This is a genomic window from Sandaracinaceae bacterium (genome assembly GCA_020633055.1).
Classification (GTDB): domain Bacteria; phylum Myxococcota_A; class Polyangia; order Polyangiales; family Houyiibacteriaceae; genus JADJJE01.
This window is the reverse complement of the sequence record JACKEJ010000006.1, coordinates 675,805-689,553: the sequence shown is the minus strand read 5'-3', so window position 1 is coordinate 689,553 and position 13,749 is coordinate 675,805. Positions and strand designations below refer to the sequence as shown.

The 13,749-nt window shown below is 70.2% G+C and carries 11 protein-coding genes; 8 read left to right on the top strand and 3 right to left on the bottom strand.

The window, feature by feature from the left end; genetic code table 11:
* Positions 1–35: 35 nt before the first annotated feature.
* Positions 36–2,387, top strand: a complete 2,352-nt coding sequence (locus H6726_12380) for a sodium-translocating pyrophosphatase (GenBank protein ID MCB9658437.1) — start codon at positions 36–38, stop codon at positions 2,385–2,387.
* A 76-nt stretch (positions 2,388–2,463) separates the two neighbouring features.
* Here H6726_12380 and H6726_12375 read toward each other — a convergent pair whose 3' ends face one another.
* The 3 genes from H6726_12375 to H6726_12365 all read right to left on the bottom strand — a co-directional run bounded on the left by H6726_12375 (position 2,464) and on the right by H6726_12365 (position 4,471).
* Entirely contained in the window at positions 2,464–3,096 is a 633-nt protein-coding gene (locus H6726_12375; protein ID MCB9658436.1) for an MBL fold metallo-hydrolase, read from the bottom strand.
* 124 nt (positions 3,097–3,220) lie between these two features.
* The gene (locus tag H6726_12370; GenBank protein ID MCB9658435.1) at positions 3,221–3,997 is read right to left on the bottom strand and encodes a hypothetical protein; all 777 of its coding nucleotides are present in this window, start codon (positions 3,995–3,997) and stop codon (positions 3,221–3,223) included.
* Between the two features lie 75 nt (positions 3,998–4,072).
* Positions 4,073–4,471: a transcriptional repressor gene (locus tag H6726_12365; protein MCB9658434.1), complete on the bottom strand. Its 399-nt coding sequence runs from the start codon at positions 4,469–4,471 to the stop codon at positions 4,073–4,075.
* A gap of 83 nt (positions 4,472–4,554) precedes the next feature.
* Between H6726_12365 and H6726_12360 the strand changes: the two genes are divergently transcribed.
* The 7 genes from H6726_12360 to H6726_12330 all read left to right on the top strand — a co-directional run bounded on the left by H6726_12360 (position 4,555) and on the right by H6726_12330 (position 13,744).
* A complete protein-coding gene (locus tag H6726_12360) occupies positions 4,555–6,135 on the top strand; it encodes a hypothetical protein (GenBank protein MCB9658433.1) in 1,581 nt (526 codons plus the stop codon).
* A 91-nt stretch (positions 6,136–6,226) separates the two neighbouring features.
* Positions 6,227–9,529 (top strand): preprotein translocase subunit SecA, encoded by a 3,303-nt coding sequence (gene secA / locus H6726_12355; GenBank protein ID MCB9658432.1) that lies wholly within the window; start codon positions 6,227–6,229, stop codon positions 9,527–9,529.
* Positions 9,530–9,588: 59 nt separating this feature from the next.
* A complete protein-coding gene (locus H6726_12350) occupies positions 9,589–10,164 on the top strand; it encodes a hypothetical protein (protein MCB9658431.1) in 576 nt (191 codons plus the stop codon).
* Positions 10,154–10,669, top strand: a complete 516-nt coding sequence (locus H6726_12345) for a hypothetical protein (GenBank protein ID MCB9658430.1) — start codon at positions 10,154–10,156, stop codon at positions 10,667–10,669. The genes H6726_12350 and H6726_12345 overlap by 11 nt, the downstream gene beginning before the upstream one ends.
* 73 nt (positions 10,670–10,742) lie before the next feature.
* Entirely contained in the window at positions 10,743–11,192 is a 450-nt protein-coding gene (locus tag H6726_12340; GenBank protein ID MCB9658429.1) for a rhodanese-like domain-containing protein, read from the top strand.
* A 162-nt stretch (positions 11,193–11,354) separates the two neighbouring features.
* Positions 11,355–13,229, top strand: coding sequence for a protein kinase (locus H6726_12335; GenBank protein MCB9658428.1), 1,875 nt, complete (start codon positions 11,355–11,357; stop codon positions 13,227–13,229).
* Positions 13,230–13,282: 53 nt separating this feature from the next.
* Positions 13,283–13,744, top strand: a complete 462-nt coding sequence (locus H6726_12330) for a hypothetical protein (GenBank protein MCB9658427.1) — start codon at positions 13,283–13,285, stop codon at positions 13,742–13,744.
* Positions 13,745–13,749 lie beyond the last annotated feature (5 nt).

Below are 13,749 nucleotides of genomic sequence, written 5' to 3'. Positions count from 1 at the left end.
CCCGAGCCCCGCACCCCTTACGGGAACAGGAAATCATGGAACAACTCATGTACGCAGCACCCGCTGCTGGCGCTGCCGCGCTCCTCTACGCGGTCTACTGGGCCAGCTGGGTCAAGAAGCAAGACGCCGGCGACCAGACGATGAAGGACATCGCCGAGCAGATTCAGACCGGCGCCATGGCCTTCATCAAGGCCGAGTACCGCGTCCTCGCGATCTTCGTGGTCGCCGTGGCCGGTCTGCTCGCCGCCATCAACATGAGCCCCGGCAAGAGCCCGCTCATCGCGGCCGCGTTCGTCATCGGCGCCGTCGCGTCGGGCATCGCGGGCTGGGCCGGCATGCGCGTCGCCACCAACGCGAACGTGCGCACCACCGCTGCGGCTCGCCTCGGGCTCCCGCAGGCGCTCAACGTCGCCTTCAAGGGCGGCTCGGTCATGGGCATGACCGTGGTCGGTCTCGCGCTGCTCGGTCTCTCCGGCCTGTTCATGCTCTTCACGGGCATGTTCGAGCTGCCGCTCGCGATGAGCGTGCTCACCGGCTTCTCCATGGGCGCCTCCAGCATCGCGCTCTTCGCGCGCGTCGGCGGCGGCATCTACACCAAGGCCGCGGACGTGGGCGCTGACCTCGTCGGCAAGGTCGAGGAAGGCCTGCCCGAGGACGACCCGCGCAACCCCGCCGTCATCGCCGACAACGTCGGTGACAACGTGGGCGACGTGGCCGGCATGGGCGCCGATCTCTTCGAGAGCTACGTGGGAGCCATCATCGGCGCCATGGTGCTCGGCCTAGGCTTCGACGTCGTGACGGCCGAGACGCCCAACACCGCGCCCGTCGTCATCCCGCTCATCATCGCCGCGGCCGGCATCATCTGCTCCATCCTCGGCACCTTCGTCGTGCGCACCAAGGAAGGCGGCAACCCGCAGCACGCGCTCGACGCGGGCGCGTTCGGGTCGGCCGGTGTCATGGCGGCCGCCACGTTCGGCATCGCCAAGTACCTGTGGCCGGAGGCCGGCGCGGTCATCGCGGGTCAGACCGTGACCTTCATCGACGTGGGCATCGCCACCGTCGTCGGCCTCGCGGTCGGCGTCGCGGTCGGCATGATCACCTCCTACTACTGCTCGATGGAGAAGCCCCCCGTCGACAGCATCGCGGAGCAGTCGAAGACGGGCACCGCGACCAACATCATCACCGGCCTCGCGGTCGGCATGCGCTCCACCGCGTGGCCCATCGTCGTCATCGGCGCGGGCGTCGTCGCGGCGGACCACTTCGCGGGCCTCTACGGCGTCGCCATCGCCGCGCTCGGCATGCTCTCCACCACGGGCATCCAGCTCGCCGTGGACGCCTACGGCCCCGTCGCCGACAACGCGGGCGGCATCGCCGAGATGAGCCACCAGGACCCCTCCGTGCGTGAGCGCACCGACAAGCTGGACGCCGTGGGCAACACGACGGCCGCCATCGGCAAGGGCTTCGCCATCGGCTCCGCCGCCATGACCGCCCTCGCGCTCTTCGCGGCCTTCGCGCAGACCGCCGGCATCTCCGGCATCGACATCAGCAAGCCCATCGTCATGGCGGGTCTGTTCCTGGGCGGCATGCTGCCCTTCCTGTTCTCGGCCATGGCCATGAGCGCCGTGGGTGACGCGGCCATGGAGATGATCGAAGAGGTCCGCCGTCAGTTCCGCGACATCCCCGGCCTGCTCGAGGGCACCGCGAAGCCCGACACCGCCAAGTGCGTGGACATCAGCACCAAGGCGTCCCTCAAGCGCATGCAGCTCCCGGGCGCGCTGGCCATCGTGACCCCCGTCCTGGTGGGCTTCGGCGGCAACCTCATCGCGCCGGGCGTCGGCGCGGAGGCCCTCGGCGGCGTCCTCGCGGGCGTGACCGTCTCCGGCGTGCTCATGGCCATCTTCATGTCCAACGCGGGTGGCGCGTGGGACAACGCCAAGAAGTCCTTCGAGGGCGGCGGCTACAAGATGAAGAACGGCGAGGTCCACCCGAAGGGCTCCGAGGCGCACAACGCGGCGGTCGTCGGTGACACCGTCGGTGACCCCTTCAAGGACACCGCGGGCCCGTCGCTCAACATCCTCGTCAAGCTGATGAGCGTCGTGGCGCTCGTCATCGCGCCGAACATCGCCGTGCCCGCCAGCACCGCGGCCACCGAGACCGTGGCGGTCGCCGCCGCGGCGGACACCGCCGAGACCGAGACGACCCCGGCGACGGCGGAGGCCCCCGCGGCCGACGACGCCGAGGCCGAGGCCGCCCCGACGGGCGCCAACCCGATGATCGACGACATCCTCGGGGAAGAGGAAGAGGACGAGGAGCTCGACGAGGAAGACGAAGAGGGTGCGGAGGACGCCGACGAGGCGGACGACCTGCAGCTTCGCCTCGGGCTCTGAGCCGAACCCAGCTACCGTCGCAGAGGCCGCCCCCGGGCGGCCTCTCGCGTTCCGTCCAGCAGCTCCAGAGGGCCCGCTACAGGAACGGATTGTGGCGCCGCTCGTCGCCGATGCGCGTCACGGGCCCGTGCCCGGTGATGACCAGCGTATCGTCCGGGAGCGTCAGCAGACGCTGCTCGATGGACTGCAGGATGAGACGTCCGTCGCCACCCCACAGGTCGGTGCGGCCGATGCCGCCCCGGAAGAGCGTGTCACCCGCGAGGAGCACCGGGGTGTCGCCCTGCGCCAAGAAGCAGAGGCTCCCCGGTGTGTGCCCGGGGGTGTGCAGGACGCCTGCCTCGACGCTGCCCGCGTGGACGCTGTCCTGGTCCTTCAGGAAGCGGTCCACCTCCGGCAGCTTCGGTGCCTTCATCGGCACGCCGAACGCGTCGAGCTGCATCTGGAGGTCGCTGTAGAGGAACAGGTCCCCCTCGTGCAGCATCGTCGGCGCCGAGGTGGCCTGCTGCACGAGGTGCGTCGCGCCGCAGTGGTCGAAGTGTGCGTGCGTGTGGACGATGGCCACGCAACGCAGCCCCTTGGCTTCCAAGCGCGCCAGGATCTTGTCCGCCTCACCGCCCGGATCACAGACGATGGCCTCGCCGCGCTCCAGGTCGCCGAGGATGACGCAGTTGCAGCCCAAGGGGGCCACGGGGAAGTGCTCGACGTACATGCCCCCGAGCGTGCGCGGAACACACGCGACGAGCAACGCATTCGGCACCTGTGGTCCCCGAGGCGCCGCTCACAGCGCCATGACCGCGTCCCGGCGCGCGCTTGCCGCGCAGCCCGTCACAGGATCAGCTGCGTCGGCGCCTCATGCGCGCGACGACCACGAGGCCAAGCAGCGCCCAGGCCGGGAGGGCCGCTTCGTTCGCGGCAGCGCCGACAGAACAACCGCCGCCTCCCTGAAACGCCGTGGTGGGCCCGCTGCTGCTGTGACCGCCGTCGACATCGACGTCCTGATCCAACGGCGGGACCACCGTCGCGTCCCGCACCACACCCACGTCCACCACGCCCGCGTCGAAGACAGGGATGATGCTCGACGTGCAGGGCTCGCTGTCCTCGCGGTTGATCTCCCCGTCCCCATCACAGTCGCCGCGTGAGAGGCTGTAGCGAGTCCCGTTGGCGTCGATGGGCGGCGCGAAGCAAGCCGTCACCGCCTCGAGCGCGCTGGAGAAGAGCCCCGCGCACAAGCCCACGGGCACGCCGTCGATCGCCCCGTAGCGGCAGATCTTGATGTCTCCCACCAACGCCTGACAGCTGACGGCCTCTTGCCCGGCGCGTCGCGGACAGTCGTCGAGCGTGTGGCAGCAGAACAGACGCACGTTCGCGTCATCGTCACCGGGGACGCACACGTTGAGGGACGCGTTCACGGCCACGCACGCGCCGCTCGAGTCGCACCCGCTGCCTGCCGTCGAGCACTGGAACGTGTCGGAGCAGCTCAGCATGATGCCGTTGTCGGAACTACTCACGTCCAGCACGGACAGGGACTGCGCAAAGCCACCGCTCGGAGCGACCATCGACGCCACGCCCGCCAGCATCGCGGCCACATACCCAAAGACACGACAAGTCATCCCGTCATGGTCGCGGCGGGCGTCGCAGAGCGCAAGCGACCCGACACAATTGCCCCGCACACGTGGGTGCCGAACCTACTTGTTCCGACAGTCGCTACACACGCCGTAGAGCTCGTGCTTGTGGCGCCGCAGCTCGAACCCCAGCCGCTGTGCCAAGGCCACCTGCAAGCGCTCGATTTCGTCGTCCTCGAACTCGACGATCTTGCCGCATACCTGGCAGATGAGGTGGTCGTGGTGCTCGCCCTCGTCGGCCACCTCGTACCGCGACACGCCGTCGCCGAAGTGCCGCTCGAACGCGAGGCCGCTGTCCTTCAGCAGCTTGAGCGTGCGGTACACCGTGGCGTACCCGACCCCCTGGTCGATGGCGCGCACCTTCTCCAGCATGTCCTCGATGCTGAGGTGACCCTTGCTCTTGAAGAACACGTCGGACACGAGCCTGCGCTGCGCGGTGCTGCGGAGCCCCTCGCGGTCCATGTAGGCAACCAGACGGTTCTTGAGGTCTTCGGTGTTGCGGTTGGGCACGTTCGCTCCCCCCGGTCTACGGTAGGATGCCCGCGTTGTCTACCACCGACCCCACCCCGGACCCCGACGAGCTCGCCCCCGAAGCGACGTCCACCGCGCTGCGCGGGGCGTCCGACTGGGTGCTGCGCATCGTCCTGCCCATCCTGGTGGCCACCTTGTTCATCGGGGTCCTCATCTACGAACGCGGCACCCACGACGTGGACCTGCGGGTCATCGCGCCCGCCGAGGTCGCGCCAGGCGATCCGATCCCCGTGCGCGCGTTCGTCCTCGAGGGCGTCGGGGCCGCGGAGCTCCCCCGGGTCGTGCCCCACCCGGTGAGCATCGACACGCGGCCGATGGACCTCGAGCACCCTGCGGGGACGCCGTTGACGCCCTCGCCCGTGGCCGGCGTCGAGGGCACCCTCGTGGCCGGAACGGAGGTGGGCGAGCAACGCCTCTATCTGGTGGCCACCCTGCCTGAAGGGGAGCACGCGCGGGTCCAACGTCGCGTGGAGGTCAGCCGTACCCCCGCCGCGATCGCGCGGGTGCCACGCACGACGACCTCGGCACGGGAGTATCAACCGGGGCCGCTGCGCGCGGAGGAGGCTGCTCCGGCCGGGCTACGTCTCGACGCCCGCGTTCCGTCGGGCGTGTGCGTGCCCGAGGTGCCTTGCGAGCTGCTCGTGTGGGTCGGCGGTGAGGTCCCGGCGCGCGTGGAGGTCGAGCCCGGCGAGGGGCTCGAGGTAGTGGAGCCACCCGCGCCGACGGTCGGCATCGCGTCGTTGACCCTGGTGGTGCGCCGCCTCGAGGCCACCGTCACGCTGCGCGCGCTGGTCGACGACACGGTGGTGGCGCGCCGGGCGGTGCAGCTCCCGATGAGCCCAGGCGGCCTGATGGCCAGCATGGACCACGTGATGGTGCCCGCTGGACAGCCCGTGAGCGTGAGCGTGAGCGGCGTGTCGGGTCCGTCCGCCGCTGTCATCAACGTGTTCCGGGGTGGGCACTGGGTCGCTGCCACGTCCATCGCCGCGGGCGACGAGGCCGAGGCCGCGCCCATCATCACGCTGCCGCCCCTCGCGCCGGGCTTGCACCACGTGCAGGCGCAGGCCTCTGCGTTCGACGTGCAAGGCAGCGGCGTCGCGGTGGTGTGCGCGTACCCAGCCGACGACTCGATCGAAGCGTGCCTGCTGGCGCTGACGGGCGACGCGCGTGTGCGCGCCCGGGAGGACGAGCTCGCGGCCACGCTCCGCGGAGAGCACGCGCCGCTGAGCGAGGAGGACGCCGCACGCGCCTTCCGCTTCTTGGCGCACGAGCACGCGCGCGACCTGTACGGGCTACCGTTCCCATCCAGCGGCCTCGAGCAGCTGGCCTATGGCGCCGACGAGCGCATCAGCGGCAGCCGCGTGGTGGTGGCGCTCGCCATGCTGCTGATGGGCTTGGTGGCCGCGTCCATCGTGCTGCGGCGCGCGCGTGAAGGCGCGAACGTGGCCGAGGCGGTCATGCGCGAGGCAGGCGCGAGCGAGGACGAAGCACACGTCACGCGCGGGCGCCTGGGCCGCACCACGTGGCTCGCCGCGCTGCTGGTGCTGGGGGCGTTCGTGCTGGTCGCGATCATGGTGTTGAGCCGAGGGATGTAGCGAGAATCGCACGCGATTCGGCGTGCCCTTGCGCCCACGCGGCCCCCGACTTAGCTTGCAGCGTTTCTTTATCTTCGGAGCGACTTTCACGATGTTTTCCAGGGCTCTCAAAGCAATCCTCGGCAGCAAGCACGAGCGCGAGGTGAAGAAGCTGCAGCCGATCGTGAACGCCATCGGGCAGCTCGAGCCGAAGATGCAGAAGCTCAGCGACGAAGACCTCCGGGCGCGCACCGCGGACTTCAAGCAGAAGCTGGCCAACGGCGCGCCCCTGGACGATCTGCTCATCCCCGCGTTCGCCACCGTGCGCGAGGCGGGCAAGCGCGTGCTGGGCATGCGCCACTACGACGTGCAGATGATCGGCGGCATCGTGCTGCACCAGGGCAAGATCGCGGAGATGCGCACGGGTGAGGGCAAGACGCTGGTCGCCACCCTGCCCTGCTACCTGAACGCGCTCGAGGGCAAGGGCGTGCACGTGGTCACGGTCAACGACTACCTCGCCCAGCGCGACGCGGAGTGGATGGGCCGCGTGCACCAGTTCCTGGGCCTCTCCACGGGCGTGGTCGTGCCGCGCCAGCCCAACGCCATGAAGAAGCGAGCCTACGCGTGCGACATCACGTACGGGCAGAACAACGAGTTCGGCTTCGACTACATGCGCGACAACATGAAGTTCTCGATCTTCGACTACGTGCAGCGCGACCTGCACTACGCGATCGTGGACGAGGTCGACTCCATCCTCATCGACGAGGCGCGCACGCCGCTCATCATCAGCGGCCCCGGCGAGACCGCCAGCGAGAAGTACGCGCTCATCACGGAGCTGGTGCCGCGCTTCCGCAAGGACGAGCACTACGAGCTGGACGAGAAGTCCCGCTCCATGACGCTCACCGAAGAGGGCATGGAGCTGGCGCAGCGGATGCTGGCGCAGCAGGGCCTCTTGGCCGGTGGCAAGACGGGCGACTACCGCAACGTGCCCGAGGCCAACCTGTACGACCCGGCCAACCTGCAGACGCTCCAGATCCTGCAGCAGTGCCTGCGCGCCAACACGCTCTACAGCCGCGACACGCACTACATGGTGAAGGACGGCGAGGTCCTCATCATCGATGAGAACACGGGCCGCACGCTGCCCGGGCGCCGCTGGTCCGAGGGCCTGCACCAGGCCGTGGAGGCCAAGGAGCGCGTCGCCATCCAGGACGAGAACCGCACGCTGGCCACCATCAGCTTCCAGAACCTCTTCCGCCTGTACAACAAGCTGTCTGGCATGACGGGCACGGCCGACACCGAGGCCGGCGAGTTCCACAACATCTACAAGCTGGACGTGGTGGTCATCCCCACCAACAAGCCCATCGCCCGTGTCGACGACGAAGACCTCGTCTACAAGTCCGAGCGCGAAAAGTTCAAGGCGGTGGTGGAGGAGATCAAGGAGGCTCACGGCCGCGGACAGCCCGTCCTCGTGGGCACCACCAGCGTCGAGAAGTCGGACGTGGTCTCGAACCTCCTGCGCCGCAACAACATCCCGCACAACGTGCTGAACGCGAAGCAGCACGAGCGCGAGGCGTACATCGTGGCGCAGGCCGGCGTGCCCGGCGCCGTCACCGTCGCCACGAACATGGCGGGCCGCGGCACGGACATCGTGCTCGGTGGCAACGCCGAGATGCTGGCCGAGATGGACGTCATGCAGAACCTCCCGGAGGAGCTGCGCCAGGACCGCGAGGCCGTGCAGCAAGCGCTGGCCGAGGCCAAGGCCCGCTACGAGGTGCTCTGCAAGCAGAACCAGAAGCGCGCGCTCGACGCGGGCGGCCTGCACGTGCTCGGCACCGAGCGCCACGAGTCGCGCCGCATCGACAACCAGCTGCGCGGCCGGTCGGGCCGCCAGGGCGACCCGGGCTCCTCGCGCTTCTACCTGTCGCTACAGGACGACCTGATGCGCATCTTCGCGGGGGAGCGCGTCGAGGCCATGATGGACCGCATGGGCATGGAAGAGGACGTGCCCATCGAGCACCGCTGGGTGACCAAGTCGGTCGAGAACGCGCAGAAGAAGGTCGAGGAGCGCAACTTCGACATCCGCAAGAACCTGCTCGAGTACGACGACGTGATGAACCAGCAGCGCACCACGCTCTACGCGCTGCGCAAGCAGGTCCTTCGTGGCGAGTACCGCACCGTGCCGACACCAGAGGAGCGCAAGAAGGGGGTGCAGCCGGTCTCGCACGTGCAGGCCGCCGACCCGGAGATCCGCAAGGGCCTCGAAGAGCTGCTGGCGCGCCTGGTGCGCGTACACGCCACCACCGTCGCGCCACCGCCGCAGGACGCCCCGCCCGAGCAGCACGCCGACTGGCAGCGACAGGTGTTCGCCACACCGTGGGCCGAGCTGGGCACGCTCCGCGCCGCGTACGTGGCCGAGGACGTCTACCGCAACTTCGGCTGCGTAGTGCAGGTGGACGACCTGACCGATGATCCGAAGGCGGCCTACGAGCTGCTGCTCGACGCGGTGTCGTACTCGCTGACCGAGCAGCGCGAGCGCTTGTTCGACGTGGTGGACGAGCTGGTGGTCACGCTGGTGGAGCGCTACTGCCCCGAGAACAAGCACCACGAGGACTGGCAGACCGACGAGCTGGTCACCGCATACTCGGAGCAGTTCCACATCGACGCCACGGGCCTGCGGGCCATCTCGGACCGCCAGGAGCTGGCGCGCAAGATGTTCCTCGACGTCGAGGGCCTGCTCATGCGCAAGCAGAAGCAGTGGGGCGTGGGCTCCATGCTGCGCTTCTTCCGCGAGGTCTACCTGCGCGAGATCGACAAGCAGTGGATGGACCACCTACAGACGATGGACCACCTGCGCGACGGTATCGGCCTGCGCGGCTACGGCCAACGCGACCCGAAGAAGGAGTACAAGCGCGAGGGCTTCGACCTGTTCATGGCGATGATGCGCAGCATGAAGAGCGAGCTCATGCGCACCATGTTCGAGGAAGTGAAGGTGGACGACGCGCAGCTGCAGCGCCTGGCCGAAGAGCGGCGCCGCGCGGTGGAAGCGCGCCAGCAGCTCATGCAGGGGCAGCACCCTGGGACCGTCGGGCAAGGTCAGACGGCGCAGGGCGACGCGGGGACGAACGCCGGAGCGAACCCCGGAAGCGCCGCCGATGCGCAGGCCGCCGCGCAGGCCCGCGCCCAGGCAGCGCAGCAGACGCGCATGTCGCAGGCGCCGGTCACGCGCAAAGAGCGCAGGGCCGCGGCCGCGCGGGGCGCTTCGTTGGTCCCCGGAGCCACGCTGCCCGAGCCCGTCACCGTGAAGCGCGAGGGGCCCAAGCTGGGGCGCAACGATCCGTGCCACTGCGGCAGCGGCAAGAAGTACAAGAGCTGCCACTACCAAGAGGATCGTGCCCTCGAGGCGAGCGGCGGCTGAGGCGCACCCGGGGGCGCCGTCGCGTGCACCTCGCGGCCCTCTGGTCGTAGGATGCCGTGATGGAAGCCCCAACCTCCGCGACGGCGCGCTACGACACCATCGGCCAGGGCTACGGGCGCATGCGGCGTGCGGACCCGGCCATCATGACGGTCCACCACTGGGACGAGGGGCTCTGGGCGGGCCTGGGCGAGCTGGCACGTGTCGCGCGTGAGCGCGTGGTCATCCTCACGCTCGACGCGCGCGTGTCCTCCGGCCTGTGGCTGCTGCGCGACTACCTGCCCGAGCTGGCGGAGCTCGAGGCACGCATCTTCCCTGCCCTGGAAGACCTGGCCGCACGGCTCGGCGGGCGCACTGCGGTGGAGGTGGTCCCGCTCTCACGCGACACGCCAGACGGCATGTTGGTGTCCTTCTGGGGCACGCCCGCGGCGGTCCTCGATCCCGCGCGTCGCGCGGCCACGTCCGGCTTCGCGCGGCTGCCGCCCGCCGTGGTGGACCGCGCCGTGTGCGCGCTGCGGGACGACCTGGCGAGCGGCGCCTGGGACGCGCGGAACGGCGCGCTACGCACGCAGGCGGCCTGGGACGTCGGGCTGCGCTTGGTGGTGAGCGAGCTCGCAGGCGCGCCCGATGAGCGCTGATGCCTCCCCCAGCACCGCCCCGCGGCGGCGCACCCGGGTCCTCTTGGCCGTGTGGGGCGTGCTCACGCTGATCACGCTCTTCGCCGGCGGGGTGTTCGTCTACCACCGGCACGTGCAGCGCTCGCTCGCGGACGAACGACACGCCGTGCTCCAACCTCTCGAAGCGCGCCTGATCGCCCTGTGCGAGGAGCGCGGTGCGTGGCCGACGCGCGAAGCGGGCCCGCTGCTGCCCACGCATGGCAGCTGGAGCGCCGCGCCAGGGTTCGAGGTGCTCGGCGACGACCCCGCCCCGCGGCCCCGGCGCTACGCGCTGCAGATGAGCCCTGGCTTTCGTCGCGCGGTGCTGCGCATCGAGCTGGTGGGGCTGCCGGAGACCCCCGCAGAAGACAGCTGGCACACGCGCCGCTGCGTACGTGACAGGGAGGGCTGTCACTGCCGCACCCCGCTCCTGTCGTCCAAGCCCGAGCTCCGTGCACCGCACACGGACGGCGAGCGCGGTGATTGACGCCCCGTACGAGTACGACTGAGCGAGCGGTGCCCGCGCTTTACTTTGCGCGCTGTTGCGAGACACTGCGCGCATGCCTTTCTCTCCGCGTTCCGAACACATGCTCCTCCGCCGGCGGCGCCGCCTCGCCCTCACACTCGTGATGCTCGCGCAGCTCGCGCTGACACAGGGATGCGGCGGGGAGAGCGCCGAGCCCGCCGAGGCGAGCAGGGAGACGAGCGGTGGAGGCGAGCAGCTCCCCGAAGCTCCGCGTGTGACGGGCACAGAGGCGCGCGCGATGGTCGAGAACGGCGCGCTCCTCCTGGACGTCACGCCGCCGGAGCGGGCGGAGCGCTCGTTCATCGAGGGACGCACGCACATCCCGTTGGGGCAGCTCACGGAGCGCATGAGCGAGCTCCCGCGCGACCGGGACATCGTCGTCTATTGCCTCGGCGGTGGTGCCAGCCCGCGCGCTGGCGCACAGCTTCGCGCGGCGGGCTACCGCGCGTTCGTCATGGGTCGCCGCGCCAACTGGGATCTCTGACGCCCGCCGCGCTCGCGACGACGCGTCGGCGCACTCGGCCTGCGAAGGCGCGTCGACGCCGTCGGTCCGCGACGCTCGCTCGTCGTTCGCGAGCAAGCCGGGGACGTTGGAGGATGGGTTCCCACGGGTGCTCCTTCTCGTCTATCCTCGGCGCGACCGGACATGAGCGCGCCTGATCGAGAAGTGACCATCAGCCGCGCCATGACCCTCGCCGCGCCGCACACGGACCACCTGCGCGAGAGCCCGAGGAGCACCATCCGCCCGTCGCTGGCGACCGAGCCGGGCTACGCGAGCGTCGTGGGTGCGGGGGCCTCCGCGACCGGCCTCCAGCTGGGCGGCGTGCTGGGCGAAGGTGGCATGGGCGTCGTGCGCGTGGGAACGCAGCGCGCGCTGCACCGAGAGGTCGCCGTCAAGGCGCTGCGCGACCCGCTGAGCGCGCGCGGAGACCAGGACCCCACGCTGCCCCTGCTGCGCGAGGCCTGGGTCACGGGGAGCCTCGAGCACCCCAACATCGCGCCCGTCTACGACATCTATCGCGACGACGCGGGGCTGCCGCTGGTCATCCTCAAGAAGCTCGAGGGGGACGACTGGCGCGCGCTCATGCACGACCCCGAGACGGTGCGGGCGCGCTACGACGCCGAAGACCTGCTGGAGTGGAACCTCCGCATCCTCCTGCAGGTGTGCAACGCGGTGCGCTTCGCCCACAGCCGCGGCATCGTCCACCGGGACATCAAGCCCGACAACGTGCGCATCGGGACGTTCGGAGAGGTCTACCTGCTGGACTGGGGCATCGCGGTGTCGCTGCGCGACGACCAAACGGGGCGCTTCGTGCTGGCCCGCGACGTCCGCGAGATGGCGGGCACCCCGACGTACATGGCGCCCGAGATGCTGGGCGGCGAAGGCAGCCGCATCGACGAGCGCACCGACGTGTACCTGCTGGGCGCGGTGCTCTACGAGATCCTGTGCGGCACGCCGCCGCATCAGGGGGACACCGTGCAGGCGCTGCTGGGGTCCATCGTGCTGTCGGAGCCGCACTTCGACCCGCGCGCGCCTCGCGACTTGGTGCGTATCGTGCGACGCGCGATGCAGCCCCGGCAGGAGGAGCGCTACGGCACCGCCGAGGCGTTCCAGGCGGACGTGCAGGCCTACCTGCGTCATCAGGCCGCCTCGCGTTTGGTGGAGCGCGCCAACGAGCTCCGTACAGAGCTTGAGCTGGCGTTCGGTCCGCGCGTGGACCGTGCCACGTGGGCTGGGCAGGGGCTGTTCAGTGAGGCGCGCTTCGCCTTCCAGCACGCGCTCGAGATCTGGCCCACGAACCCCGAGGCGCGCGCGGGTCTACACGCGCTGTGCGTCTCGATGGCCGAACAGGAGCTCGCCTTGGGTGAGCCCGAGGCCGCGCGGCGCGTCCTCGCCGAGCTGACCGACGCGCCCACCGAGCTGCTGGACCGCGTGCGCGCCGCCATCGCGGAGCGTTCGGAGCGCGACGCCAAGCTCCACGCGCTGCAGGCAGACCTCGACCCGCGCGGCGGACAGCAGATCCGTGGCGCCCTCGGCGTGCTGACCGGGACGACCTGGGTCCTCACGCCGCTCGTCATGCACATGCTGCACTTTCACGGCGGGCGGCCGGTGTCTCCCTTCGTCGGCGTGGTGGCGGGGCTCATCCTCACGCTCATCCTGCTGGCCCTGTTCATGCGCTTCCGCGACGCCGCCATGCGCACTCGCCTGAACCGCAGCCTGGTGGCTGGCAGCCTGCTGGGACTCCTGGCCGTAGTGCTGACCAACGCGACTGCGCTCACGGGGGAGGTCAGCATGTGGGCGCCGCTGAGCGAGTGCCTGGTGGTGTGGGGCGGCCTCTCAGGTGTCATCGCGGCCACGGTCGAGCCGCGCCTCGCGTGGTCCGCAGCCGCGTACTTCGCGGGCTACCTGGCGCTCGCTGCTGTGGGGCGCGAGTTCGTGCTCTTGGTCACCAGCGCCGCGAACCTGGTCCTCACCCTCAACGTCGCCGCGCTGTGGCGCTCCCCCGGGAGCACTCCATGACGGAGGACGCGCTCGCGTTGACCTAGAGCAGGAAGCCGTCGCACTGTGCGCGCATGTCTGGGTACGTCTTGCTCGATCGATTTTCGCCCGTGCTGGTCCTGCGGCGTACGGGCCCCGTCGACGTAGAGGCGGCGAGTCACCTGCGGGACTCGGTCAACCGTCACCTGCGCGCGTCGTCCGTCCCCGTGTCGGTGGTGTACGACGTCGTCCCGGGCGCCCGCGGCGCGCCCGACGCCGCCGTGCGCAAGGTCCTGGGAGAGTGGATGAAGGCCGAGGACGCCCTGCTGCGGCGGCGCTGCGCCAGTGTTGAGTTCGCGTTCCCCTCGGCCGTGTCGCGCGGCGTCCTGACCGCCATCTTGTGGATGGGTGACCCTCCCATGCCCACGGGTGTGCACGGCACAGCCCGCGCCGCCGTGGAGGCCGCGCTAAGGCGCGCCGAGCGCCCGACAGCCGCGGCGGGAGAGATCCTCCGCGCGGCGGATGCGTTGGTCCGTCAGTCGAGCGCGACCGGGTAGTCGAC